Source organism: Mesorhizobium sp. M1050 (assembly GCF_040318715.1).
Classification (GTDB): domain Bacteria; phylum Pseudomonadota; class Alphaproteobacteria; order Rhizobiales; family Rhizobiaceae; genus Mesorhizobium.
The window spans coordinates 19,711-45,227 of sequence record NZ_JAMYMV010000026.1; the positions used below are offsets into that span (position 1 = coordinate 19,711).

The 25,517-nt window shown below is 63.2% G+C and carries 17 protein-coding genes; 5 read left to right on the forward strand and 12 right to left on the reverse strand.

Going from position 1 to position 25,517, the window contains the following annotated elements; genetic code table 11:
- Window positions 1-27 precede the first annotated feature (27 nt).
- The 3 genes from NKH57_RS16195 to NKH57_RS16205 form a co-directional block, all read right to left on the reverse strand.
- Window positions 28-1,062: an NAD(P)/FAD-dependent oxidoreductase gene (locus NKH57_RS16195; RefSeq protein ID WP_352945410.1), complete on the reverse strand. Its 1,035-nt coding sequence runs from the start codon at window positions 1,060-1,062 to the stop codon at window positions 28-30.
- A gap of 83 nt (window positions 1,063-1,145) precedes the next feature.
- Complete coding sequence (locus tag NKH57_RS16200; protein WP_023762917.1) at window positions 1,146-1,466, reverse strand: 2Fe-2S iron-sulfur cluster-binding protein; 321 nt, start codon at window positions 1,464-1,466, stop codon at window positions 1,146-1,148.
- A 112-nt stretch (window positions 1,467-1,578) separates the two neighbouring features.
- The gene (locus tag NKH57_RS16205) at window positions 1,579-1,947 is read right to left on the reverse strand and encodes an Hpt domain-containing protein (RefSeq protein ID WP_031261376.1); all 369 of its coding nucleotides are present in this window, start codon (window positions 1,945-1,947) and stop codon (window positions 1,579-1,581) included.
- A 273-nt stretch (window positions 1,948-2,220) separates the two neighbouring features.
- On the opposite strand from NKH57_RS16205, the gene NKH57_RS16210 reads away from it, so the two are divergent.
- On the forward strand, window positions 2,221-8,619 hold the full coding sequence (locus tag NKH57_RS16210; RefSeq protein WP_352945413.1) for a kinesin: 6,399 nt from the start codon (window positions 2,221-2,223) through the stop codon (window positions 8,617-8,619).
- Between the two features lie 152 nt (window positions 8,620-8,771).
- Here NKH57_RS16210 and NKH57_RS16215 read toward each other — a convergent pair whose 3' ends face one another.
- From NKH57_RS16215 to NKH57_RS16230, 4 genes are all read right to left on the reverse strand, one after another.
- Window positions 8,772-9,380, reverse strand: coding sequence for an ABC-type transport auxiliary lipoprotein family protein (locus NKH57_RS16215; RefSeq protein ID WP_050589476.1), 609 nt, complete (start codon window positions 9,378-9,380; stop codon window positions 8,772-8,774).
- A gap of 79 nt (window positions 9,381-9,459) precedes the next feature.
- On the reverse strand, window positions 9,460-10,833 hold the full coding sequence (locus tag NKH57_RS16220) for an MlaD family protein (protein ID WP_352945415.1): 1,374 nt from the start codon (window positions 10,831-10,833) through the stop codon (window positions 9,460-9,462).
- 14 nt (window positions 10,834-10,847) lie between these two features.
- The gene (locus NKH57_RS16225) at window positions 10,848-11,669 is read right to left on the reverse strand and encodes an ABC transporter ATP-binding protein (protein ID WP_352945417.1); all 822 of its coding nucleotides are present in this window, start codon (window positions 11,667-11,669) and stop codon (window positions 10,848-10,850) included.
- 1 nt (window position 11,670) lies between these two features.
- Window positions 11,671-12,858, reverse strand: coding sequence for an ABC transporter permease (locus NKH57_RS16230; RefSeq protein ID WP_352833497.1), 1,188 nt, complete (start codon window positions 12,856-12,858; stop codon window positions 11,671-11,673).
- A 76-nt stretch (window positions 12,859-12,934) separates the two neighbouring features.
- Between NKH57_RS16230 and dgcA the strand changes: the two genes are divergently transcribed.
- Entirely contained in the window at window positions 12,935-13,918 is a 984-nt protein-coding gene (gene dgcA, locus NKH57_RS16235) for an N-acetyl-D-Glu racemase DgcA (protein ID WP_352945419.1), read from the forward strand.
- Here dgcA and NKH57_RS16240 read toward each other — a convergent pair.
- Together NKH57_RS16240 and NKH57_RS16245 are read right to left on the reverse strand one after the other, a co-directional pair.
- Window positions 13,889-15,103 carry an MFS transporter gene (locus tag NKH57_RS16240; protein ID WP_352945421.1) on the reverse strand — a complete coding sequence of 405 codons (1,215 nt, stop codon included), beginning with the start codon at window positions 15,101-15,103 and terminating at the stop codon, window positions 13,889-13,891. The genes dgcA and NKH57_RS16240 overlap by 30 nt on opposite strands.
- A 125-nt stretch (window positions 15,104-15,228) precedes the next feature.
- Complete coding sequence (locus NKH57_RS16245) at window positions 15,229-16,044, reverse strand: UDP-2,3-diacylglucosamine diphosphatase (protein ID WP_352945423.1); 816 nt, start codon at window positions 16,042-16,044, stop codon at window positions 15,229-15,231.
- 120 nt (window positions 16,045-16,164) lie between these two features.
- Here NKH57_RS16245 and NKH57_RS16250 point away from each other — a divergent pair, with 120 nt between their 5' ends.
- From NKH57_RS16250 to NKH57_RS16260, 3 genes are all read left to right on the forward strand, one after another.
- On the forward strand, window positions 16,165-16,944 hold the full coding sequence (locus NKH57_RS16250) for an SDR family oxidoreductase (protein ID WP_352726939.1): 780 nt from the start codon (window positions 16,165-16,167) through the stop codon (window positions 16,942-16,944).
- Window positions 16,945-17,120: 176 nt separating this feature from the next.
- Window positions 17,121-19,445, forward strand: a complete 2,325-nt coding sequence (locus NKH57_RS16255; RefSeq protein ID WP_352945425.1) for an NADP-dependent malic enzyme — start codon at window positions 17,121-17,123, stop codon at window positions 19,443-19,445.
- Window positions 19,446-19,535: 90 nt separating this feature from the next.
- Window positions 19,536-20,747: a DUF2865 domain-containing protein gene (locus NKH57_RS16260; protein ID WP_352945427.1), complete on the forward strand. Its 1,212-nt coding sequence runs from the start codon at window positions 19,536-19,538 to the stop codon at window positions 20,745-20,747.
- On the opposite strand, the gene gltX is transcribed toward NKH57_RS16260, so the two are convergent.
- The 3 genes from gltX to NKH57_RS16275 all read right to left on the reverse strand — a co-directional run bounded on the left by gltX (window position 20,665) and on the right by NKH57_RS16275 (window position 25,443).
- On the reverse strand, window positions 20,665-22,038 hold the full coding sequence (gltX, locus tag NKH57_RS16265; RefSeq protein ID WP_352945429.1) for a glutamate--tRNA ligase: 1,374 nt from the start codon (window positions 22,036-22,038) through the stop codon (window positions 20,665-20,667). The two genes, NKH57_RS16260 and gltX, sit on opposite strands and share 83 nt — an antisense overlap.
- 183 nt (window positions 22,039-22,221) lie before the next feature.
- Window positions 22,222-23,403, reverse strand: a complete 1,182-nt coding sequence (locus tag NKH57_RS16270) for a hypothetical protein (protein WP_352945430.1) — start codon at window positions 23,401-23,403, stop codon at window positions 22,222-22,224.
- A gap of 234 nt (window positions 23,404-23,637) precedes the next feature.
- Window positions 23,638-25,443 (reverse strand): ABC transporter ATP-binding protein, encoded by a 1,806-nt coding sequence (locus NKH57_RS16275; protein WP_352945432.1) that lies wholly within the window; start codon window positions 25,441-25,443, stop codon window positions 23,638-23,640.
- Window positions 25,444-25,517 lie beyond the last annotated feature (74 nt).

The window sequence follows — 25,517 nt, forward strand, 5'->3', positions numbered from 1 at the left end:
GGCTGCATTTGAATCAAAGCGACGCGTTCAGGAAGCTTCCACCACGCCGAGCTTCTTCTGCAGGCTGGTCGACGAGGTCGTGTACTGGAACACGATACGCTCGCCGGGGCTGATGATGCGCTTGGCGGCCTGCGCCATCAGCGCCACCTCGTGGAAGCCCGACAGGATCAGCTTCAGCTTGCCCGGATACCAGTTGATGTCGCCGACCGCGAAGATGCCGGGCACCGATGTCTGGAACTTCTCAGTATCCACCGGAATGAGGTTCTCGTGAAGATTGAGGCCCCACTCCGCGATAGGTCCGAGCTTCATGGTCAGGCCGAAGAACGGCAGCATGCGCGTACACGGCACCTCAACATCGCCGTCCGGCCCCTTGATGGTGGCCGATGACAGATGGCCCTCGGTGCCGGTCAATCCGGTCACTTGCCCGACTTGGAAATGCAGCTGCTTCATCTCCTGCATGGCATACATCTTGTTGACGCTGTCGGGCGCGGCACGGAACTCAGGCCGCCGGTGCACCAGCGTCACGCTCTTTGCCACCGGCTGCAGGTTCAGTGTCCAGTCGAGCGCCGAGTCGCCGCCACCGACAATGACGAGGTCGTGGCCGCGAAAATCCTCCATCCGGCGCACCGAATAGAAGACACTCTTGCCCTCATAGGGCTCGATCCCGGGGATCGGCGGCCGCTTGGGTTGAAAGGAGCCGCCGCCCGCGGCAATCACAACCACCTTGGCCTCGAACACCTCGTTCTCGTCGGTGATGACGCGAAAGCTGCCGTCCTCCAACTTTTCGAGGCTGGAAACCATGCGGTTGTAAGTGAAGTCAGGCTTGAACGGCGCGATCTGCTCGAGCAGTTTGTCGACCAGTCCTTGCGCCGAGATCGAAGGCCAGCCGGGAATGTCGTAGATCGGCTTTTCCGGATAGAGTTCCGCGCATTGGCCGCCCGGCCGGTCGAGAATGTCGATCAGGTGGCACTTCATGTCGAACAGGCCGAGTTCGAACACGGCGAAGAGGCCGATGGGCCCTGCCCCGACAATGAGGACGTCTGTGGTGATGGTGCCGGTCATGCGATGTGCCCCGCTGCGTGTTGTCGAGACACTGCATGAGCAAGCCGCCGCTGCCAAGCAGCAGCCGGCAAAAAACCAAAGTCTCAGCCCTGGCGGGCGGGCACACGGACAACCAGGCCGTCAAGCGCGTCGCGCACCTTGATCTGGCAGGACAGGCGTGAGTTCGGCTGGACGTCGTAGGCGAAGTCCAGCATGTCCTCTTCCATCGCTTCCGGCTCGCCGACCTCAGCCGTCCATGCTTCATCGACATAGACGTGACAGGTTGCACAGGCGCAGGCGCCGCCGCATTCCGCCTCGATCCCGGGCACAGCGTTGCGGATCGCGTTCTCCATGACCGTCGAGCCGTTTTCGGCGTCCACGTCGAACTGCGTGCCGTCATGGGCGATGAAAGTCAGCTTGGTCATTTGTCACCTGAAGGGAGTTGCAGCCGAGATAATCACTCCGGCGAGCAAGTCAACTGCCGCGCGAAAGCGCCGCCCCGCGACGTTTTTCCGCAAACCGGGTTTGGCGTCGGATTCAGCGACTGATGGCGGCGATGAAATCGCGCACTTCGTCGATCAGGGTGCCGAGCTGCTTGAGCGTCTGGTTGTCTTCCGGCCGGCGCTCGATCTCGGTGACGCAATCGGCGATGGCAAAGGCACCCACGCCCCGAGCCGAGCCCTTGAGCCCATGGGCGAGCAGAAGCCGGTCCTTGATGTCGGCATCGACTATTCTATCGCGCACCGACAGCGCCTGTTGTACAAAGAGCGCCAGCACCTCCTGTTCGAGGCTGCGGTCGCCCATCGTCTGTCGGGCAAGGTGTGCCAAATCGACCGGTCGTGACCGCCTCGATCCGGATACGTCGCCCCCGGGCATTGAGAAGGCAATGCCGCTTTCGCCACGCATGAACTCGAACTCCGTTTCTTCGATCGCCCCAAAAACCTAGGCGAATCCAGTGGACAACGGGTTAATGGATGGCCGCGAAAAATGTTGCGAAAACGGCGCCCAAATCACGGTTGCGTTAACCTTATATTTAAAGTTTTACGTATCCCGCGGAATGCATGTTTTCTTTACCCCCCTGTGTCATTACGATACGACGGGTCCATTTTCAGCCTCCTGCGCGTGGTACGACAAACAGAAATATAAGGCCCGCGGCAGCTAGTACAGGGTAGCGAAGGCATGGCAAAGAAACCAACGACGACGAGAACTCTCGACAGCGACGTGGCCAGGGAACTGGAGAAGGCGCTTGATATCGACCTCAGCAATGATGTCGGCAGTGGCGACCTCGACATCGCGGCTTCGATGGAGGATCTGGAAGCGCAGATTTCCCAGGCCGCCGACGAGTTGGCACGTGAGGGACGCAATCAGAAATCTGAGTCCGTCGTCAATCAGAGCCAGGCCCAGAGCCAGGCCGCAAAACCCGCGCCAAAGGCCAAGCCTGCCGAGTTGCGCCCCGTTGAAACACGTAATGGTGCCCAGCCCGGGGGCTTCTCGCCGGCCAATGACGATCGGCAGAAGGACTACAAAACGCTCCTGCACAGCCTCAACAGGCGTGCCTCGAACACCATTTACTGGGTTGTCGCCTTCGTTTCGCTCGCCTGGTTCGCCGGCGCCGGCGGCTTGGCCAATGTCCTTTTTGGACCGAGCATCTGGACGATCCGCACGCTCGACCAGTTCCTTGCCCGTCCGGAGCTGATCGGTCTGGCGGTTGCGGCGATTGTGCCCGTCATCCTGTTTTGGGCCTTCGCGGCCATGATTCGCCGCGCTCAGGAAATGCGCATGGCCGCCCAGTCGATGACGGAAGTGGCCTTCCGCCTGACCGAGCCGGAAAACCTTGCCCAGGATCGCGTCATGATGATCGGCCAGGCTGTTCGCCGCGAGGTCGCGGCCATGGGCGAAGGCATCGAACGCACGCTTGCCCGCGCCGTCGAACTGGAAACGCTGGTGCACAGCGAAGTCAACCAGATCGAACGCTCCTATTCCGAGAATGAATCCCGCATCCGTTCGCTGGTCGACGGGCTCGGCAGCGAACGCGAAGCCGTCGTCACCCATGCCGAGCGCGTCCGCGCCTCGATCAGCGGCGCGCATGAGACGCTGAAGGACGAGATCGGCGCCGCCTCCGACATCATTCGCGACAGCATCCTCAATGCGTCGACCAAATTGTCGATGACCATCACCAATTCTGGCGACACGCTCATCGACCGCATCAACGAAAGCTCGATGTCGATCTTTGATTCGGTGGAAGGCCGGCTCGATTCGATCACCGACCGCCTGTCGACCTCCGGCGAGGCTTTCGCCAGCCTTCTCGACACCCGCATTGCCAAGCTGACGGACACCACGGACGGCCTGACGCGGTCGTTGACCGATCTGCTCGACGATCGCACCACTGGCATGGTGTCGCTGCTTGGCGGCGCCGCGCGCACCCTCAATTCTGAATTCGAGGCCAGCCTCAACGGCATCGAACGCACGCTCGCCGAACGCGGCCAGGCGCTGATCAGCGAGTTCCAGACCCGCGCCGAGGCGCTGGATACCGGAACGCAGAAGCTCAATGCGGCCCTCGAGGCCCGCGCCCGTCAGATCAACGAGACACTGGTCGAGCGCGCCCGCGAAATCGCCCACACCTTTGCCGAGAGCAAGGACACGCTGTCGGCGATGATCGACCAGGGCAAGACCCAGATCGGCGCCGATATGGCCGACATCGTCACCTCGACCTCCTCCATGCTCGAAGCCCGCGCCAGCGACTTCGCCGGGCGCATGGAAGCCGCCCGTCACGTCGTTTCGCGTTCGTTCGACAGCGACATCCAGCGCCTCGCCGACGCCCGTGTCGGCATCGAGGAAGCCGTCGAGAACCACAGCAGAAAGCTGTCCGAAAGCCGCGAGCGCATGGCCGAGGCCATGCAGGCCGATCTGGCGAAGTTCGACGAAAGCCGCGCCGGCATCGATGCGGCGGTGACGAACCAGGTGCAGAAGCTGGCCGAAGGCCGCAGCCTGATCTCGCGTGCGCTCGAAGAGGATCTGCGCAAGGTCAATGAATCGCGGGCGGCTATCGACGCGTCGCTCGGTAGCCATCTCGAAAGGTTGGAAGAAGGCCGCAACAGGCTCTCCGCTGCCCTGAATGAAGACTCAGGGAAATTGGTGCAAGCCCGTACGATCATTGATGAAATGGTTGCCGGTCATGTCGGAAAGCTCGCCGAAGGCCGCAACATCCTATCGCGCGCCCTGGAAGCCGACCTCGGCAAACTGTCCGACAGCCGCGCCGATATCGACGGCCTGGTCGCCGGTCAGGTGGAAAAGATCGCCGAGGGCCGTGCCGTGCTCGCCAAGGCGTTGGAGAACGACATCGTCGGCATCAAGAGCCTCATCGAAACCCATTCCGCCAAACTGGCGGAAGACCGCACGCAGCTTTCCCAATCGCTGGAGAGCGATCTGTCCGGCATACGCGGCCTGATCGAAGGCCATTCGGGACGGCTGGCCGAGGACCGCAGCCTGCTGTCGCAGACCCTCGAAGCCGACCTTGCCAAGCTGGCGGAGAGCCGCTCCAGCATCGACGGGCTGGTCGCCGGCCAGGTCGAGAAGCTGGCCGAAGGCCGCGACATTCTCAAACGCGCGCTGGAATCCGATCTGAACACGATCAAGGGCGTCATATCGAGCCAGTCGGAAAAGCTGGCCGAGGATCGCGGCCAGCTTTCGCGGGTGCTGGAAACCGACCTGCAGAATGTGAACAGCGTCATCGCCGACCACATGAACAGGCTGGTGCAGGATCGTTCGACCCTGTCCAAGGCCCTTGAGGACGACCTCGCCAAGCTGGCGGATAGCCGCTCCAGCATCGACGGGCTGGTCGCCGGCCAGGTCGAGAAGCTGGCCGAAGGCCGCGACATCCTGCGGCGCGCCCTGGAAGCCGACCTTAATGCGATCAAGGGCACCATTGCCGACCAGTCGCAGAAACTGGTCGACGACCGGGCACAGTTCGCCCAGGCACTCGAGGCTGATCTCGAAAGCGTCAACGGCTTGGTCAACAGCCATTCCGAACGGCTCGCCCAGGATCGCTCGACCCTGTCGAAGTCGCTCGAGGCTGATCTCGACAGGGTCAACGGCCTGGTCAACAGTCATTCCGAACGGCTCGCCCAGGATCGTTCGACCCTGTCGAGGTCGCTTGAGGCGGATCTCGAAAACGTCGGTGGCCTCGTCAACAGCCACGCGGAAAGGCTTGTCCAGGAGCGGTCGACCCTGTCGAAGGCGCTTGAAGACGACCTCGCCAAGCTGGCCGAGAGCCGCTCCAGCATCGATGGCCTGGTCGCCGGCCAGGTCGAGAAACTCGCGGAAGGCCGCGATATTCTCAAGCGCGCGCTGGAAGCCGATCTGGCCAAGCTGGCCGAAAGCCGCTCCAGCATCGACGGTTTGGTCGCTGGTCAGGTGGAAAAGCTGGCCGAGGGCCGCGACATCCTCAAACGAGCCCTCGAAGCGGACCTGCAGAGGCTGGCCGAAAGCCGCAGCGACATCGATGACGTAATCGCCGGGCATGTCGGCAAGCTTTCTGAAGGCCGCAACATGCTGACCCGCGCGCTGGAAGACGATCTTGGCAAGCTCGCCGAGACCCGCAAGGACGTCGATCGCTCGCTGTCGGGCCACATCGACCAGATCGCCGCGAGGAGCACCGATATCTCAGCAGCAATCGCCGGCGACGTCGAGAAGATCGAGCAGGCGTTCAACCGTCAGACCGGTATCATCGAAGAACGCGCGGGCACCATGGAGCGTGCCCTCTCGACAGGCGTCGACAATATCCGCGGCGTACTTGAGAAGAGCGCCGTATTTGTCGCCGGCGCCCTGCGTGAGAAGGTGCTGGAAGTCACCAGCACGCTGCATGAGCAGGCCGGTGCCGCGTTCAGTGATGCCGACCGCAAGATCGCCGAGCGCGCCGAGCAGACCTCCGCCGCCCTGCTGGCACGGGCCGAAGACATCGCCCGCACCTTCGAGGACGCCGACCGTCGCCTGCACGCCCGCGCTGAAGATACGTCGAACGCCTTGCTCGCCCGCGCCGACGACACGTCCAGCTCGCTGCTGGCACGCGCCCATGAAACCGCCGACCAGCTGGCCGCTCGAGCAAGCCAGATCGCCGGCGCCTTCGACGTGGCGGACCAGAAGCTCGCCGCCCGCGCCCAGGAAACCGCCGACCAACTGACCGCCCGGGCCCAGGACACCGCAGACCATCTGGCCGCCCGTGCAAGCGAGATCGCCGGCACGTTCGATGCAGCCGACCAAAAGCTGGTCGCCCGTGCCATCGAAACGGCCCAGTCGCTGGCCGCGCGCGCCGGCGACATCTTGCGCAATTTCGAAGGCGCCGACCAGCAGCTCGGCATGCGCATCGGCGAGTCGGCCGAAGCGCTTGCCGCCCGTGCATCGGACCTAGGCCGCATCTTCGATGCCGCCGACCAGCAATTGGTCTCGCGCATCGCCGAAGGGTCGGAAGCATTGTCGAGCCGTGCCTCGGAAATCGGCCGCATCTTCGACGACGCGGATCAGCGCCTGGTGTCGCGCATCGCCAACAGCACCGCCACGATCGGCGAGCACGCCGAGACCATCGTCGGTGCCTTTGCCGATACCGAGCAACGGGTCGCCGAACGCGCAAGGCGGACCGGCCAGGAAATGGCCGTGCATGCGCGTGAAATCGAGCAGGCGCTGGCCGGTGCCGACGAGCGGCTTGCGTCGAGCGCTGCGGCTACGGCCGCCCGTGTCGAAGAGCAGGTCTCTGGCGTCGAGAACCGTCTCGCCCACACGGCCGAAACGATGGGCCAGAAGCTCAACGAGCAGGTGTCGAATGCCGAGGCGCAACTCGTCTCGCGCGCCAATGTCATCGCGGAAACGTTCACCGCGGTTGGCCAGCATATCGGCCAGAGCACCAACGATGCCGCCAAGACGATCGGCGCCAACACCCGCGAACTCAACACCATGCTCGCGGCACGTTCGGCCGAAATGTCGAAGATCCTCGACGAAACGGCACGGCCTTTGGTCGAGCGCTTCGCGCAAGGCGGCTCGGAACTGCAAAAGAGCATGGAAGCGGTCACCGAACGCGCCACCGAGAAGCTGCGCAGCGAGAATGCCGCACTTGTCGACGCACTCGCCAGCCGTACCGCCGAGACCTTGTCGGCGGTCGAAGGCGCCCGCTCGTCGCTGTCCGACAGCGTCGCCGACCTCATCGGCCGCATGACCAAGTCAAGCTCGCAGCTCGGTCAGCTGATCGAACAGGCCGCGGTCAATCTCGGCCAGGTCGATGAACGCCTCAGCGGCAGCACGCAAAGTTTCGCCGCCACCACCGAGAAGGCCGCGCAGACCTTTGCCAGCTCAGCGCGTCTGGTCGATTCGAACACGACAAGGCTGACGGAACTGTCGTCGTCCACCTTGCGCGAGGTCGCGTCGATCGCCACCAAGTTCGACGAACATAGCCGCCTGCTCTCCAGTGCTTCGGACCTGTTGAGCTCGGCCCAGAGCAATTTGGAACACACGCTCGAAAGGCAGTCGTCGCTCGAAGACCTCGCCGTCGGCCTGGTCAAGAAGTCGGAAGATCTCGAAAGGGTCATGCGCTCGTTCGAAAATCTCGTCGGCCAGACGCTGCAGAACGCCGAAGGCAAGACGATGGAGTCGGCCGACAAGATCCGCAACGCCATCACCGACGTCGTCGACTCGGCCACCAAGCGCTTCGCCGATGCGACCGAGGAGATGCGGCGAACCGCGGGCTCGATCAAGAGCGAACTCGACTTGACCCGCGCCGAGCTCAAGAAGGGCGTCATCGAAATGCCCGAGGAGGCCAAGGAATCGACCTCGGCCATCCGCCGCGCCGTTTCCGAGCAGATCAATGCGCTGAAAGAGCTGTCCGAGATCGTTGCGAAATCTGCCCGCAATGGTGAGGGATCCGAGCCACGCAATCTGCGCCCGGCGCCGCAAGCGCCTGCCGCACGCGCCGCCGAGCCGCCGCGTCGCGCACCGGAAGCGCCGCAGCCGGAGCTGCGCTCACCTCAGGCGCCCTTGGGCGGCCCTGCATTGCGCGGCACGCTCGACCTTGAGCGTCCGGCCGACGCGGCACCGCGTCCGCGCCCGGACGCCAATGCCCGCACGCCTCAGGGCGGCTGGGTGCGCGATCTGCTGACCGCGGCGTCGAATGACGAGGATCTGAGGCCGGCTGCACCCTCGGGGCCGGCGGACGCGCCGCGCGCGGCGCCTGCCCAGCGCTCGCCCCTGCATGTCGTGGAATCTCTGAACTCGCTGTCCGTGGATATCGCGCGGGCCATCGACCACGACGCATCGATCGAGTTGTGGAACCGCTACCGGCGCGGCGAGCGTGACGTGTTCACGCGGCGGCTCTACACGCTGAAGGGTCAGCAGACGTTCGACGACATCCGTCGCAAGTACCAGGCGGAGGCCGAGTTCCGCGCCGCCGTCGACCGTTACTGCGACGATTTCGAGAAGCTGCTCAAGGATGTCTCGCGCAACGACCGCGACAACATCATGGCGCAGACCTACCTGACGTCGGACACTGGCAAGGTCTACACCATGCTGGCCCACGCCAGCGGCCGCCTGCACTAGGGACGGCTGCTGCAACAAACAAAAGGCGGGAAATTTCCCGCCTTTTTCATCTCGACCTATTTGCATTGTTGGCGCATCTACGGCGCTGCGGCTGTTGCAGCGTCACTGACTACAGCGTTGGCAGAAGTGTTATGGATCAAGCCTTACGGAAATCAGATCACCGAATCCGTCCAGTGCACGATCTGCCTGGCCGCATCGCCGAACGCGTTGTCGAGTGCGCTGACATAGGCTGGATTGCCGCTGCCTGAAACAGGCGCTGAGGCGGTGAAGCTCTTGGAGGCACGCACCTCGCCATTGCGGTCGTTGAGGATGCGCACGAACAGATCGACCTCGGCATGCTCGCCGCCGTCGACGCTCACCTCGAACGAACGGATCTCGACGATCACCTGATAATCGATGGCCAGGCCCTCGCCCGGCTTGCCGACGCCGGCAAAACTGCCCGAACGCTGGAACGTCTCGGCCAGCCGCGCCTGCACGATCAGCGGCAGCCGGTCGGCCCACTGCGCTCCCTTGAGATACTGGAGCGAGCGATCCGATGGCTTGATGACGATGTTCTGGCTGTCCAGTGCCTTGAGCGCCGACGGCTGCGCGATCAGGATCTGGCGACGGCTGTGGCCGCGCGCAGCAACCGAAGGCGCCGACAGCTCAAAGGTGTCGAGTGGCGCAGGCTTGCCTCCAAACACCGCGCAGCCGGCCAGCGTCAGGGCAAGCAGTGCCGCAGCCGATGTCAACCCGCCCGTTCTCAACCACACAGACTTCACGCGCGATCCCCGTTGTCCCCGGATCGTAAGATCAACCCGCTTTTGCGGCTCATGTTATTGGGGCGCACCAACTCCGAAGTCAACGCCGCGCCCTGCCATCGAACTGCCTTACCTCGCCTTCGCCACCCGAAAGGATGCGCTGCGGATTGCGGCTGAGATCGGTCACCGCCTCCTCAATGCGGCTGATCGAGCGGCGGCTGTCCTGCACCAGCGCCTCGACATTCGACAGCCCCTGGCCCGAGAAACGTGTCAGATTGTCGGTTATGACGCCAAGGCGGGCATTCAGCGTGTCGGCAACTTGCTTGAACGATTTCAGTGTGGCCCTGGCGTCGGCCATCACGCCATCGGCCTGCCCGGAACCGAGCAAGTGGTCGACCCTGGCGAGGATGCCATCGACACGCACCGAGGCGTCGTTGAGCCGCTGCGCCAGTTGCTTGGCATCCTTGATCGTCTGGTTGATGTCGTCGGCCCGGTTGGCGAACTTGTCAGTCACCTCTGCGATGTCGGCGGCTGCCTTGTTGGCGCTTTCGCTGGCCTTCTGGATGTTGGCAAGCGCTGTGCGCACCTGCGCCGGATCGATGCCGTCGAGCACGCCGTCGACCTTTGCCAGCGTGCCTTGCGTCTGCTTGGCAAAATCGTTGACCGACCCGACCGCCGTGTCGACGTTCTTGATCACGCCGTCGAGCTGCCGCGACGTTTCCTTGAGGTTGCCCGTCACCGTGTCGACGTTGGCGACAATGCTCTTGATCTTGTCCTTGTCGACGGCATTGAGCAGGCCCTCGGCTGCCTTCAGCGTGCCGTCGAGCTTGCCGGAAACGCCTTTCAGCTCATCGGCCAGCGCACTGGCGGCGGACAGGAACTTGTCGATGCCGTCCGAATTCTTGGCCAGCGCATCGGAGAAGGTCTGCACGTTGTGCACGGTCTGGGTCAGTGGTCCGCGAACGTCCCTGGTGAAGCCTTCCAGCTCCGTGAGCACCTTGTCGGCGCGGGTGAAGATGTTCTGCGCTGTCTGCAAAAGGTTGGTCACGGCAGAGGGATTGGCGACGATCTCGGCGACCTTGCCTTCCTTTTCCGCCTGGTCGAGGAGTTTTACTTCCTTGGGGTCGGCGCCCTTGAGCTCGATATTGGCCTGTCCGGTGAGGCCCGCAAGACCGATATCGGCCTGCGTCGACTTGGTGATCGGCGTCAGGCGATCGATCTCGGTGTCGGCGATGGCGACTGTCGGATTGTCGACGTCGATATAGACGCGCCTGACATCGCCGACCTTGACGCCGTTGAACAGCACGAAACTGCCGCGGCCAAGCCCGGACGCCGAACCCGGGATGCGCACGCGCAGCACCGTCGTCTCGCCCTTTTCGCCGATCGCCGCCGTCCAGTAGACGAAGGCGAACGCCGCCAGGATCGCGGCCAGCGTGAAAATGCCGACGATGACGTAGTTGGCTCTGGTTTCCATTGTCCCACTTATGGCTATGCGCGCGCCGCAAGATCAAGTTGCCGGGCGCGTTTTCCGCGGAAATAGGACTTTACCCACGGCTCCTCGCTCTTCAGCATGTCGTCGATGGTACCTTCGACCAGCACTTTCTTGTTGCCGAGCACGGCCACGCGGTCGCAGGCGGTAAAAAGCGTGTCGAGATCATGTGTCACCATATAGACGGTCAGGTCCATCGTATCGCGCAGCTTGACGACCAGTTCGTCGAATTCCGCCGCACTGATCGGATCGAGGCCGGATGTCGGCTCGTCGAGGAAGACGATATCAGGGTCGAGCGCCAATGCCCGCGCCAGCGCCGCTCGCTTGATCATGCCTCCGGAAAGTTCCGATGGAAACTTATGCGCCGCGTCCGGCGGCAATCCGACCAGCTCGACCTTGAGCATCGCCAGTTCGTCCATCAGCTTTTTCGGCAGGTCGAGATATTCGCGCATCGGCACCTGGACGTTCTCCAGCACCGTCAGGGCTGAAAACAGCGCACCGTGCTGGAACAGCACGCCCAGCCGCATATCGACGCGCAGGCGCTCAACCTCGCTCGCCTTCTCGATGTCGAGGCCGAACAGCTTGATCGTGCCCGACTGTTTGCGCGTCAAGCCGAGAATGGTGCGCAACAGAACGGATTTGCCAGCACCCGAGGCACCGACAAAGCCGAGAATCTCGCCGCGCCTGATATCGAGCGACAGCTTGTCGAGGATGACCTTGTCAGCGAAGGACACGGTGATGTCATGGGCGGAAAGCACGACGTCGCCCTCGCCCGTGTGGTCCGCCACCGCACCTGCCTTTTTCCGGTTTCGCAGCTTCATCTCAGAACTCGATCGCTGCGTAGAAGATGGCGAAAAGTCCATCGAGGATGATGACGACGAAGATCGACTTCACCACCGAAGCGGTCACGTGCTGGCCAAGCGATTCCGCGCTGCCGCCGACTTTCATGCCCTCCACCGAGGCAATCGTGCCGATGATCATCGCCATGAACGGCGCCTTGATCAGGCCGGCAAAGATGGTGCTTAGATCGATAGCGACGCGCAACCGGTCGAGGAAGGCGGCGGGCGGGATGTCGGAATAGAGCCAAGCGGCGACGATGCCGCCACCAAGTGCCGCGAAATTGGCTATGATGGTCAGGCACGGCAAGGCGATCACCAGCGCCACCAGCCGTGGAAACACCAGCACGCCGATCGGGTTGAGCCCGATGACCTTCAGCGCATCCACCTCTTCGCGCATTTTCATCGAGCCGATCTCGGCGGTGATCGCGCTGCCCGAGCGGCCGGCGATCATGATCGCCGTCATCAGCACACCGAGCTCGCGCAGGATCAGCACGCCGACCAGATCGACGACGAAAATATCGGCGCCGAAATAGCTGAGCTGATAGGCGCCTTGCTGGGCAACGATGGCGCCGACGATCGCCGACATTAGCACCACCACCGGAATGGCGCCGACACCCATGCGGTCGATCTGGTTGAAGATCGCCGCCGGGTTGACGGCATGACCACGGCCGAGCTTCATCTGCGCGCCGCGGATGGTGGCGCCAAGTATGTTCATCGAGGAAAGAAAGTCGTCGCGCATCTCGTAGACGCGCCGGCCGACCGCCTCCAGCGCGCGAATGACGATGTTGGGCGGTCGCGCCGGGCCGGATTCGCGGTCGCGCCGCACAGCCTCGCCCACCGCGTCGAGCAGGATCGACGCGATCTCGCTCTGGCCTTGCAACTGGATCTTGACGCCCTTCTTCTCGAAGGCGCTGACCAGCCGGTCGATCAGCCAGGCGCCGGCGGTGTCCATCTTCTCGATCTTGGAAAGATCGAGCGCCAAAATCTTGAAACCGCTGCGTTTCTCTATTCTGCGCAGGTCGGCGTCGATCAACGCCACGGTCCGTGTCGTCCAGGTTCCGGAGAAGGCGCAGCCGAGAACGCCGTCCTCCTCGCCGATCGCCACGCGCGGTTCGTGGTCAGCCTTCCCTGCGGTCGTGCCGCTTGCGTCGCGCTTGCCGATGTTGAACATGGCATCCTGTTTAGCTTGACGGGTCTGACCTGTCGATTTGCCGACAACGCTTGTCGCACAGCAGGAGCAGAAAAATATGGCGCGTGTCATTTCGGTCGAGGCCGAGCGTTTTCCAATCGCAGGAACCTTTACGATTTCGCGCGGTTCCAAGACCGAAGCCGAAGTGATCTCCTGCACGATCATCGAGGGCAGCCACGCCGGCCGCGGCGAATGCGTTCCCTACAAGCGCTATGGCGAGACGATGGACGGCGTGCGCGAGGCGATCGAGGCCATGCGCGACCGGATCGCCGGCGGCATCAGCCGAACCGCCTTGCTCACGGCCATGCCGGCCGGAGCTGCCCGCAACGCTATCGACTGCGCGCTGTGGGATCTGGAAGCAAAGGTCAGCGGAATACCGGTAGCCGATGCCATAGGTGCTGCTCCCTTACGGACGCTCGAAACCGCCTACACGCTGTCGCTCGGCGAACCGGAGGCGATGGCGGCACAGGCCCGCGCCAATGCGGCGCGGCCCCTGCTCAAGGTCAAGATCGGTGGCGACAACGATATCGCTCGCATTCGCGCGGTGAGGCAAGCAGCGCCTGACAGCCGCATCATCCTCGATGCCAATGAGGGCTGGACCGACGAGAATGTCGTTGCGAACCTCGCTTTTGCCGCTGAGCAGGGCATTGCGCTGATCGAACAGCCGTTGCCGGCCGGCCATGACGAGATCCTGCGCCATATTGCACATCCGGTGCCGATCTGCGCCGATGAAAGCGTGCACGAGGTGAAGAACCTCGGAGATCTTATCGGCCTCTACGACGCCGTAAACATCAAGCTCGACAAGTCGGGCGGCCTGACAGCCGCCCTTGTGTTGCGCGATCGCGCCCGCGAACTCGGTTTCGGCGTGATGGTCGGCTGCATGGTGGGTACGTCGCTGGCGATGGCGCCGGCGGTGCTGCTCGCTCAGGATGCCGATTTCGTCGACCTCGACGGTCCGCTGCTGCTGGCTCGCGACCGTGTTCCCGGCCTTGTCTATCAGGGATCGCTGGTGTCACCGCCTGAGAAGGCGCTGTGGGGCTGAGCGCGCCGCAAGCCCGATCAGTACCAGGCCGATCAAGGCGATCGGGACCATGGCAAAAAAGCCGTCGACACCGAACCGCTCGTAAAGCGGGCCGGATGCCAGCGTCATTACCGCCATGAAGAAGCCGTTGGAGAAATAGGCGATGCCTTGCGCGGCACCGGTTCTTTCCTCGGAGACCGTTTCGCCGATCATCTTCTGCAGGCCGATCAGCACCAGCGCCACCGAGACCGAGTGCAGCGTCTGGACGCCGAAAAATCCTGCAATGCCGAGGCCGAGCGGCCAGATCAGCGGAAAGGCGATCCAGCGCACGATCGCGCCGATCCCCGCCATCGCGATGATCGACACGACGGAAAACCGGTCGAAAAAGCGGGTGAACATCATGAACATGCAGACTTCCGAAACTACGCCCGACGCCCACAAAAGGCCAACAACCGAATCGCTGATACCGATCGATTTCCAGTAGATGGAGACGAAGCCGTAGAGGAATGCGTGGCTGGCGGTGATGACGCCGACACCGATCGAAAAATACAGGAAATATGGGTTGAGAAGCTTCGGCGCGGCGTGCTGGATATCGGTGGCCGACAGCGGCGAGGCGCGCCGCGGACGGCCAAGACGCGGCGCCAGCAGGCCGGCGGCAAGGGCGGCGACAAACGCCACGAGAATGATCACCGGAACGGCCCGAGAGCCTGTCGCCGCCAGAATGAAGCCACCCGCGACATTGGCGAACAGATAGGAGATCGAGCCCCATTTGCGCATGCTGGCATAGTTCGAGCCGAAGCGGCGCACGCCTGAAAGCGCCAGCGAATCGGCGATCGGCGAATGCGGCGTCCACACGATTGTCAGCGCCAACGACACCGCCAGCACCGTCGCATAGGTCGGCACCAGGAAATAACCGGCCGACAAGAGCAGCGACGCAGCCACCAGCGCGACATAGACATCGGCGCGATCCCTGGCACGGTCGGCGAGCGCGGTCAGCAACGGCGTCGTCACCACGCGCAGGAACATGGGCGCCGCCAGGATGACGGCGATCTGCTCGGCATGAAAACCCTTGGCCTGCAGCCACAGCGGAAAATATGGCAGATGTGTTCCGAGCGGCACGAACAGCGTCGCGAAGATCATGCTCATGCGCAGTTCGAAATGGCGTGGCTTGACGAGTTGTTCGGGCGAAAGCGGCGGCAGGGACATGAATCGATCCAACCACGCTGCACTCGACCTGACGGCAACGTGTATCGATCCCTTAACATGGGCAAAAACCCGGCGGAACCGCTTGGACCAATCGATTGATCCCGGACCCGGGACGACCGCCGGCGCTATGCCGCCTGCCCTACCCGTTCTTCGATGAGCAGCGGGATAAAGGGCTCGTCCGGTGCCTCGGGCAGCACCTGTGCCCAGGTTAGGATTTGCATCCGACCGTCAAAATGTTCGACCACGGCCGTGCAGCTTTCCACCCAGTCGCCGGTGTTGATGTACTGGACATCGCCGAAATTCTCGATGACGGCATGATGGATGTGGCCGCAGATGACGCCGTCGACATGCGAGCGGCGCGCCTCGTCCGCAAGCATGGTTTGGAACGAGCCGATGAAATTCACCGCCTTCTTGACGTTGACCTTGGCCCAGGAGGAGAACGACCAGTATGGCAGTCCGAGTAGCTGGCGCAGCCGCGTCACCACGCGGTTGACCAGCATAGCCGCGTCATAGGCGTGGTCGCCGAGATAGGCCAGCCAGCGCGCATTATGGACGACGGTGTCGAACTGGTCGCCGTGGATGACGAGCAGGCGCTTGCCGTCGGCAGTCTCGTGGATGGCGCGGTCGGCGACGACGATGCCGCCGAAATGCACACCCTGGAACTGGCGGGCGAATTCGTCATGGTTGCCGGCGATGTAGGTGATGTTGGCGCCCTTGCGCGCCTTGCGCAGCAATTTCTGCACGACATCATTGTGGCTTTGCGGCCAGTGCCAGTTCCGCCGCAGCCGCCAGCCGTCGACGATGTCCCCGACCAGATAGATGATGTCAGCGTCATGATGGCGCAGGAAATCGATCAGGAATTCGGCCCTCGCCGCCTTCGAGCCCAAATGGACATCGGAAATGAACATGCTGCGGAAAGTGCGGGGCTCTTGGCCGGACATCGCGATTTTCACCGTTGCTTCGCGACAGCCTATGCCCCGATTCATGCAACAACCGTATGACGGTTGCGATTGGTCCTGCCGAAGGACTAGCTTGCCGCCGGATCACAAGGAGAAATCATCATGGATCTCGGCATCAGCGGGAAAAAGGCCATCGTCTGCGCTTCGAGCAAGGGACTTGGACGCGGTTGCGCGATGGCGCTGGCGGAAGCCGGATGCGACATCGTCGTCAACGGGCGCAATGCAGATCTGGTGGCGAAAACCGCCGCGGAGTTGCGCCAGCGTTACGGCGTCACGGTAACGGAAGTCGTTGGTGACGTTTCCAAGCCCGAGGTGCAAAAGGCGCTGCTCGCGGCCTGCCCGGAACCGGATATCCTCGTCAACAACAATGGTGGACCGCCGCTTCGCGATTTTCGCACGCTCGACCGCGAAAAGATCCTCGAAGGCGTCACCCAGAACATGGTGACGCCGATCGAGCTGGTCCAGGCTGTCCTCGACGGCATGGCAGCGCGCGGCTTCGGCCGTATCGTCAACATCACTTCACTATCGGTCTACGTGCCCATTCCCGGCCTCGACCTGTCGTCCGGCGCGCGCGCCGGCCTGACATCGTTCCTGGCCGGCGTGGCGCGGACGGTGGTGGATCGCAACGTGACCATCAACAGTCTTTTGCCGGGCAAGCTCGACACCGACCGGCTGCGCGGACCGCACGAGGCCGGCACATCAGAAGATCCTGCCGCAGCTGCCGCACGCAAGACCCGCATCAGCGCCGATGTTCCGGCCAAGCGGCTCGGCACGCCGGAGGAATTCGGCCAGATCTGCGCCTTCCTGTGCTCGGTCCATGCCGGCTATCTGACGGGGCAGAACATACCGGTCGATGGCGGTCTCTACGTCAGCGCCTTCTGATCGAAGCGCCTGCCAACCAGCAGGACTCATTTGCTATCGAATCGGCATAAGTCATTGATAGTTAACCGTTTTAGACGCACCGCCGGGTAAAGCTGCCGGCGCGTCATTTAGCGTCGCGAAAAACCTCGGCTGCATGCTAAAAGGGGTCTTCACGCAGATTCCGAGGGAGCAGCCGCATGGAAGGCGAGAGCAAAAAGACGGCACGTTCGGACCTCGACGAAGCCGCCCTCTACTTCCACAAGCACCCAAGGCCGGGAAAGCTCGAGATCCAGGCGACCAAGCCGCTCGGTAACCAGCGTGACCTCGCGCTCGCCTATTCGCCAGGCGTCGCCGCCCCTTGCCTGGAAATCCGCGACGATCCGGCGAGCGCCGCCGACTACACCGCGCGTGCCAATCTGGTCGGCGTCGTCTCCAACGGGTCGGCCGTGCTCGGCCTCGGCAATATTGGCCCGCTGGCCTCCAAGCCGGTCATGGAAGGCAAGGCCGTCCTGTTCAAGAAGTTCGCCGGCATCGACGTCTTCGACATCGAGATCGACGCGCCGGGGATAGAGCGCATGGTCGAGACGATCTCGGCGCTGGAGCCGACCTTCGGCGGCATCAACCTCGAAGACATCAAGGCGCCGGAGTGCTTCGAGGTCGAGGAGCAGTTGAAGGCCCGCATGGGCATTCCGGTCTTCCACGACGACCAGCACGGCACCGCCATCATCGTCGCCGCCGCCGTGCTCAACGGACTGGAATTCGCCGGCAAGACCATAACGGACATCAAGATCGTCAGCTCTGGCGCCGGCGCTGCCGCCCTTGCCTGCCTCAACCTGTTGGTTTCGCTTGGTGCGCGGGTGGAAAACATCTGGGTCACCGACCGTTTCGGCGTCGCCTATAAGGGCCGCACCGACGAGATGGACCGCTGGAAAGATCCTTATGTGAAGGACACGGACGCACGCACGCTGGCCGATGTCATATCAGGCGCCGACGTCTTTCTCGGCCTGTCGGCGGCAGGCGTGCTGAAGCCGGAACTGCTCCAGCATATGGCGCCGAAGCCGCTGATCCTGGCGCTGGCCAACCCGAATCCCGAGATCATGCCGGAGGTGGCGCGCGCCGCGCGCCCCGATGCGATGATCTGCACCGGCCGTTCCGATTTTCCCAATCAAGTCAACAATGTACTGTGCTTTCCTTACATCTTTCGCGGCGCACTCGACTGCGGCGCCAGCGCCATCAACGAGGAGATGAAGATGGCAGCGGTGCGGGCGATCGCAGCACTCGCCCGTGAAGAACCTTCCGATGTCGCCGCCCGTGCCTATTCCGGCGAGACGCCAATCTTCGGCCCCGAGTTCCTGATCCCCTCGCCCTTCGATCCGCGCCTGATCCTGCGCATCGCCCCGGCGGTCGCCAAGGCTGCCTGTGATACCGGTGTCGCGACCAGGCCGATCACCGACTTCGCCGCCTATATCGACAAGCTCAACCGCTTCGTCTTCCGCTCCGGCCTGGTGATGAAGCCGGTGTTCTCGTCGGCCAAGGCATCGACCGCCAAGCGCGTCATCTACGCCGACGGCGAGGACGAGCGCGTGCTGCGCGCCGCCCAGGTGGTGCTCGAGGAGGGCATCGCCGAACCGATTCTGATCGGCCGCCCGCATGTTATCGAAGTGCGCCTGAAGCGTTATGGGCTGCGCATCAAGCCCGGCGTCGATTTCGGCCTGATCAATCCCGAGGACGATCCGCGCTATCGCCACTATGTCGACCTGCTGATCGAACTCGCCGGCCGCCGCGGCGTGACGACGGAGGCCGCGCGCACCATGGTGCGCACCGACAACACGGTGATCGCAGCACTTGCGCTGAAGCGCGGCGATGCCGACGCCATGGTCTGCGGCCTCGAAGGCCGCTTCGAGCGGCATCTGCGCAATGTCACGCTGATCATAGGCCCGCGCACCGGCGTCAGGGATCGCGACCTCTCCACGCTCTCGATGCTGATCTCGCAGCGCGGCATCATCTTCCTTACCGACACGCACGTCTCCGTCGACCCGACGGCCGAGGAGATCGCCGAGATGACGGTGCTGGCAGCAGAAGAAATCCAGCGTTTCGGCATCGAGCCGAAGGCAGCACTCCTGTCGCATTCCGATTTCGGCTCGCGCGATTCGCCGAGCGCGATCAAGATGCGGCAAGCGGCGGCGATCCTGGCGCGTATCGCGCCCGAGCTGGAGTGCGACGGCGAGATGCATGCCGATACTGCGTTGTCGGAGCATCTGCGTCAACGCGTCTATCCCCACTCCAGGCTGAAGGGCGAAGCCAATCTGCTGGTGTTTCCCAACCTCGATTCGGCCAACATCACGCTGACCGCGCTCAGGACCATGATGGATGCACTGCATGTCGGGCCGATCCTGCTCGGCACCGACATGCCGGCGCACATATTGACGCCTTCGGTCACGTCACGCGGCGTGGTCAACATGACGGCACTGGCCGTGGTCGAAGCCGCCCATAAGGCGCAGGCGGTCGTCAATCTGGGCTGAACGCGGATTTCGCGGTAAACTGCAGTTAACCGCGAACACGGTAGCCTTGCAGGCCAGCGGGCGGGATTTGGGCAGGCGGAGTTTGGGTGGATGCCAAGCGGAGGGTGGAAGCAGGCGCATGCTGCCGTGCTGCTTGGCCTCCTATTGTCCGCAACATGGGGGGTAGCCGAGCCACAGGCCGCCTCCCGAATCTGCCGCCAGTTGGAAAACGACCTTGCCGCAGCCTCTCGCGGTGGCGGTGGCGGTCCGGCGCTGATCCGGAAATACGAGTCCGCAATTGCCCGGCAACGCGAGCAGATTTCGAAGGCTCGCAGCCAAGCGAGCCGGGCTGGGTGCGGTTTTTCGCTGTTTGGCCGCAACCTCGATCAATGTGCCGGGCTCAACGCCACCATCGACCGTATGAATGCCAATCTCGATGCGCTGCAGAGCAAGCGCGAGCGGCTGGTCGACGGCGGCTCGCGCCGTGACCGTGGACGCATCCTGGCGGCGCTTGATGCCAATGGCTGCCGCGACGACACAGTTGCGCCAAGGCGCGCGCCGCTGCAGGAAGCCAACCGCGAAGGCGGCAGCACAAATCTGTTCGATCAGCTTTTCGGCGGCAACAGCCAGCAGCTCGATACATCGGATACGCTTGATCAGCTTGACGATCCCGGCGAGGAGCGCAGCGTCCGCCGGGTGCTCAACCGGCCCGGCATACCGGACTTTCCGAGCGTCGGCGGCGAATTCCACACCTCCTGTGTGCGCACCTGCGACGGCTACTTCTTCCCGATGTCGAACTCGGCCTCGGCAGGCGATTTCGAACGTGACCAGAAGAATTGCGAATCGAGCTGCCCCGGCACCGAGATGCAGGTTTTCTATTCGCGCGGCATGGACGACGATTCGGCCTCGATGACATCATCGGTCACCGGCCGGCCCTATAGCGAATTGCCGACCGCCTATCTCTACAAGCAGCCAGACATGTCGCGGCCGCCGGCTTGCGGCTGCAACGCCGCGCAGAATTTCCAGATCATCGCCGGCAACCCGCCGAATCCGGAACGATCCCAGCCCGAAACGAATGCTGCACCGATCATCCCGGTCCCGGTTTCCAAGCCGGACCCGGGTTCCGATCCGGAAACCTTGGCCAATCTGCAAGGTGGGCTCGACCGCGAGGCGATCAAGAGGCTTTCCGCCAAACCGGTGACGTCGCCGGTATCAGCCTTGCCGCCGGACCAGCGCAAAATCAGGGTCGTCGGGCCAACGTTCCTTCCCGACCCATCAGCGGCAATAGATCTGCAAGCTCCGGCCCCGAAGGCAGCCCGGTAAGCGCAAGCCTGAGCGGCATGAACAAGGCCTTGCCCTTGCGCTCGGTCGCTTCCCTGATCTTGCCCGTCCAATCCTTCCAGATCGTCGCGGTCCAGGGTTCCTCCGGCAGCAGATCGAACGCCTTTTGAAGGAAATTGCGGTCGTCATCGGAAAATTCCGGCTTCTCCTGCGGTCCTTCGCGCAGGATACGCCACCAGTTGGCCGCATCGGCCAGCCTGTCGAGATTGCCACGCACTGCCAGCCAGAACCGTTCGGCCTCTTCGCCCGAGACGCCGAGCACGATCAGCCGGTCTTGCGCCTCGGCGAATGGCATGTGGTGCAGCAGTGTCCGGTTGAGCACGAACAGCTCGTCCGGATCGAATTTGGCCGCGGATTTCGATGTCGCCGAAGGATCGAAATGTTCGGCGAGTTCACTCATCGTCGGCATCGCCGCAACGTTCTCCGACGTGCCGACCAGCACGGCCAGCGAAGCGACCGCCATAGGCTCGATGCCGTCCTCGCGCAGGCTTTCGATGGAGAGCGCGCCGGTACGCTTCGACAGTCCCTCGCCCGATGCGGTGGTCAGCAGATTGTGGTGGCCGAATACTGGCGGCTCGGCCGCCAGCGCCTTGAACAGCGCAATCTGCACGCCGGTGTTGGTGACGTGGTCGTCGCCACGGATGATATGACTGATGCCCATCTCGATGTCGTCGACCACGGAGGGAAGCGTATAGAGGTAAGTACCGTCCTCGCGAACCAGCACTGGATCGGAAAGCGAGGCAAGGTCGACCGTTTCCTCGCCGCGCACCAGATCGTTCCACTGGATTTCGGTGCGTTCCGGCTGTTGCGGATCGACCGAGAAATTTGGGAGGAGAAAACGCCAGTGCGGCCGGCGGCCATCGGCCTGGTATTCGGCAATCTGCTCGTGCGTCAGGGCCAGCGCCTCGCGGCCATAGACCGGCGGCAGGCCGCGCGTTCGGCGCACCTTGCGGCGGAGATCGAGCTCCTCCGGCGTTTCGTAGCAAGCATAAAGAACACCTGATGCCTTCAGCCTCTCAACCGCCGCGTCATAGATTTCGAAACGCCGCGACTGGTACTCGGTGGCGTCCGGGAAAATGCCCAGCCAATGCAGATCGTAGAGGATGGCGTCGGAAAATTCCTGCTTCGAGCGGGCAATGTCAGTGTCGTCGAAGCGCTGGATGAAGCGGCCCTTGTTGTTCATGGCAAACAGCCAGTTGAACAAGGCCGTGCGCGCATTGCCGATATGGATGCGGCCGGTTGGCGACGGGGCGAAACGAACGGTAACTGTCATAAGCGGGGCGTACCGGATGCTTTTGCGGTTGACAAGACGCGCCCCCGCGTTGCCCGGCAGACATAGAACATGGCGGCTGGAATGAAAAGACCGGCCGGCGTGCGCCTCAGTCGGCGCTTAGGCGGCGGCCAGCTTCCGACCGCAGCCAGCCGGTGGCGCCGCCGAACGGATCGTTGAAGGCGATCAGCGGCCGAAGTCATCGGAACTGAGGCGGGTCCAGCGGTCGCCCATCACCCCACCGATAAAGACATCGCCGGAGCGGACCGCTTCCGCAACCTCGGCGATTCGCGAGCGGACCATCGTCCCCCCGGCATAGCGGAAGAAGAGATTCTTATAGCCGAAGAGTTGGGGCATGAATCTGCTCTGTGTCTGCCCGGTGATACCCACGCAGCCCATTTCCCACGCGGCCGCGATGAGCCCATCCAGCGTCGCGCGCCAGTGCGATCCGGACGCCTGGATTTGCAACAGGCTCGCGATGTCGCCGGCTTGACCGTAGAAGGCATAACAACCGAGCATTTTGCCCGTTTCGTCGTAGCTTCCACCAAAATGAAGTGGGCCGTCGGCCCGCTTCTCGGCCGCCAGTGCGAGCAGCCGTGGCAACTCGCCATTCTTCCAACTTGGACGAAGGGAGTAATCGGACAGGAGGGTCGGCAGCCGCTCGGCAAATTGTGCGGCATCGATCGGCTTGCAGTGGACGCGTTGCGACGGCAAAGCCTGGACGGGGGGCTCGAACCGTCTTTTCGCAAGGCTATCCAGTGCTCGTGCGCAGGGATCGAGCGCCAAGCGAGGCAGGCCGGGCCATTTACGGTGCAGCGTGGCGGCGGCCATCGCGGCCGGCCGGAAAACATAGGTCCATCCGAGACAATGCACCGGCAGAAGCTGATATTTCATCGGGCGCGCGAAGGCCAAAGATGTCCGGTTGGCCGAATCGGTTAGCTGCAGATCGAATTCGCCCTGGTGCAAGGCACGCAGCAATTGCGGTCCGGCCGTACCGTCATCAGTGCCGGGGTCGGCCATGAGTGGACCGATGATCGCCGCGTTCAATGCCGCTCCCTTGAGCTCGTAGCGAGCTTTCAGGACGCCGAGGAAACCACCCAGACGACCCTGCCGGTTGATCTGGACGAGAGCGCTGCTCACGCCGGTCTGGCTGGCAGGGTCAAGATAAATCTCTCTCATATAATCGGCCGTCTCCGCGATCGCGCGTTCGAGGAGACGACGCCGCCGCCGGCGAAACTTGGTCAGGAAGAGTGTGGCGACGCCCTCGAGATCTGAGGCAGCGAGCGGCCGAACCGAGCCGTGCCGAGATTCCAGCACCGACGGCGCAGCAAGCTTTTCGGGACCGCCATTTGCGGAAACAAGATGCATCGTAAGGACCGCCTCCTGGTTGCTTGCGTATGGATATATTAGCCAATGATCGAAACAACGCATCTTCGATGGGTAGCGTAAACAGACGTCTCACCCAGGAGCTGGAAAGGCACTCCACAGTCGGATTTGCTTGGCCGGTATACGCTGGGTGACAGATTTGCGCTGCGCCACTCCCGCTGGCTGATAGTGCCTAATCGAGGTGGCCGTCGGCCGAAGCCGGCGGCCACCTCAGTGTCAGGTCACCAGACCCTTGGTCAGTTCCAGCGCCTGGCGCTCGAACAGGCGGCGATAGATGCCGCCTTTCAGCCGGATCAGCTCGTCATGCGAACCTTCCTCGACGATCTTGCCGCGGTCGAAGACCAGCAGCCTGTCGAGCGCCCGCACCGTCGAAAGCCGGTGCGCGATGACCAACGTGGTGCGACCGACCATCAGCCGCTCCATCGCCTGCTGGATCAGCACTTCCGATTCGGAATCGAGGCTCGATGTCGCCTCGTCCAGGATCAGGATGCGCGCATCGGCAAGAAAGGCTCGCGCGATCGCCACACGCTGACGCTCGCCGCCCGACAGTTTCACACCGCGTTCGCCGACCAGAGTGCCGTAGCCCTTCGGCAGGTTGGTGATGAAGTCATGCGCGCTCGCCAGCTTTGCGGCATGCTCGATCTCATCCTGCGTCGCGCTCGGCCTGCTATAGGCGATGTTTTCGGCCAGCGACCGGTGGAACAGGATCGGCTCTTGCTGGACGATGGCGATCTGCCCGCGCAGCGACGCTTGCGCCACCTGCGAGATGTCCTTGCCGTCGACCAGGATTTTTCCCGCATTCACGTCATAGAGGCGCTGGATCAGCTTGACGAAAGTCGTCTTGCCCGAACCCGAATGGCCGACCAGCCCGACACGTTCACCCGGCGCGATGTCGACCGAAAAATCACGATAGAGCGCCGATCGGTGACTGCCGTAGTGAAAGGTGACGTTATCGAAACCGATCCGTCCTTCAGTGATCCGCATCGGCTTGGCGCCGCGCCGGTCCTCGATACCGAGCGGTTCGGACTGGAAATCGACCAGCTCCTCCATATCGTTGATCGAGCGCTGCAGATTGCGGATATGCGTGCCGATATCCCTGAGATAGCCCTGCAGCACGAAGAACGAGGTCAGAACGAAGGCGACGTCACCGGCGCTCGCCTGACCCCACGACCACAGCATCAGCGCCAGGCCGATCACCGCGGCGCGCATGGCCACCAGCAGCGCCCCTTGCGTGGTGCCGTTGATGGTGCCGCGCACCCAGGTGCGCCGCGTGCGCGCACGCCATTTGGCGACGACCCTGGCGAGGCGTCGCTCCTCGCGCTCCTCGGCGCCAAAGCCCTTGACCACGGCGTTGCAACTCACCGCGTCGGCCAGCGAGCCGCCGAGGCGCGTGTCCCAGGTGTTCGCGAGCCTTGCCGCCGGGGCGACATAGCCAAGCGACAGCATCGTCGTGACCATGATGAACAGCACCGAACCGGCGGCAACGACCGCGCCCATCAGCGGCCAGAACCAGCCGAGCAGCAGCGTCGAGCCGACCAGCATGACGACGGACGGCAGCAGCGCGATGAGGATCGTGTCGTTGAGCAGGTCGAGTGCCCACATGCCGCGTGTCACCTTGCGCACGGTCGAGCCGGCAAAGCTGTTGGCATGCCAGTCGGTGGAAAAGCGCTGGACGCGATGGAACGCGTCGGCAGCGATATCCGCCATCATTTTCAGCGTCAATTCGACGATGCCCATGAAGGCAAGGTTGCGCAAAACAACGCCGGTCAATGCAAGGGTCATCAGCATCGAAAACGCAGTCATCGCGGCATTCCAGGCAATCGCGTCGGCACCGGCGCTGCTGGCGACGGCGTCGACCAGCCGGCCGGAATAGAGCGGCGTCAGGACGTCGGCCAGCGTCGACAGCAGGAAGCCGCCCATGATGAGCGAAAGCCGCCACGGCTGGCGCCGCCAATGGGTGAGCGTGAAGCCAAGAACGCCGCGAAACGCGCCCGCGCGCAAATCGATTCGAAAACGAGCCATGATGTCATTCGGGCGCAAACGAGCCCGATCCCAGTAAGGTCGAAAATTGAAGTAGCCGCGCAAGGGGCCAACGA

What these genes read in the sequence shown, in the direction of transcription:
- NKH57_RS16250 (WP_352726939.1), top strand. Translation starts at nt 16,165, where the DNA reads ATGGATCTCGGCATCAGCGGGAAAAAGGCCATCGTCTGCGCTTCGAGC.
- NKH57_RS16220 (WP_352945415.1), bottom strand. Translation starts at nt 10,833, where the DNA reads ATGGAAACCAGAGCCAACTACGTCATCGTCGGCATTTTCACGCTGGCC.
- gltX (WP_352945429.1), bottom strand. Translation starts at nt 22,038, where the DNA reads ATGACAGTTACCGTTCGTTTCGCCCCGTCGCCAACCGGCCGCATCCAT.
- NKH57_RS16240 (WP_352945421.1), bottom strand. Translation starts at nt 15,103, where the DNA reads ATGTCCCTGCCGCCGCTTTCGCCCGAACAACTCGTCAAGCCACGCCAT.
- NKH57_RS16225 (WP_352945417.1), bottom strand. Translation starts at nt 11,669, where the DNA reads ATGAAGCTGCGAAACCGGAAAAAGGCAGGTGCGGTGGCGGACCACACG.
- NKH57_RS16270 (WP_352945430.1), bottom strand. Translation starts at nt 23,403, where the DNA reads ATGCATCTTGTTTCCGCAAATGGCGGTCCCGAAAAGCTTGCTGCGCCG.
- dgcA (WP_352945419.1), top strand. Translation starts at nt 12,935, where the DNA reads ATGGCGCGTGTCATTTCGGTCGAGGCCGAGCGTTTTCCAATCGCAGGA.
- NKH57_RS16230 (WP_352833497.1), bottom strand. Translation starts at nt 12,858, where the DNA reads ATGTTCAACATCGGCAAGCGCGACGCAAGCGGCACGACCGCAGGGAAG.
- NKH57_RS16205 (WP_031261376.1), bottom strand. Translation starts at nt 1,947, where the DNA reads ATGCGTGGCGAAAGCGGCATTGCCTTCTCAATGCCCGGGGGCGACGTA.
- NKH57_RS16195 (WP_352945410.1), bottom strand. Translation starts at nt 1,062, where the DNA reads ATGACCGGCACCATCACCACAGACGTCCTCATTGTCGGGGCAGGGCCC.
- NKH57_RS16245 (WP_352945423.1), bottom strand. Translation starts at nt 16,044, where the DNA reads ATGTCCGGCCAAGAGCCCCGCACTTTCCGCAGCATGTTCATTTCCGAT.
- NKH57_RS16255 (WP_352945425.1), top strand. Translation starts at nt 17,121, where the DNA reads ATGGAAGGCGAGAGCAAAAAGACGGCACGTTCGGACCTCGACGAAGCC.
- NKH57_RS16200 (WP_023762917.1), bottom strand. Translation starts at nt 1,466, where the DNA reads ATGACCAAGCTGACTTTCATCGCCCATGACGGCACGCAGTTCGACGTG.
- NKH57_RS16275 (WP_352945432.1), bottom strand. Translation starts at nt 25,443, where the DNA reads ATGGCTCGTTTTCGAATCGATTTGCGCGCGGGCGCGTTTCGCGGCGTT.
- NKH57_RS16260 (WP_352945427.1), top strand. Translation starts at nt 19,536, where the DNA reads ATGCCAAGCGGAGGGTGGAAGCAGGCGCATGCTGCCGTGCTGCTTGGC.
- NKH57_RS16210 (WP_352945413.1), top strand. Translation starts at nt 2,221, where the DNA reads ATGGCAAAGAAACCAACGACGACGAGAACTCTCGACAGCGACGTGGCC.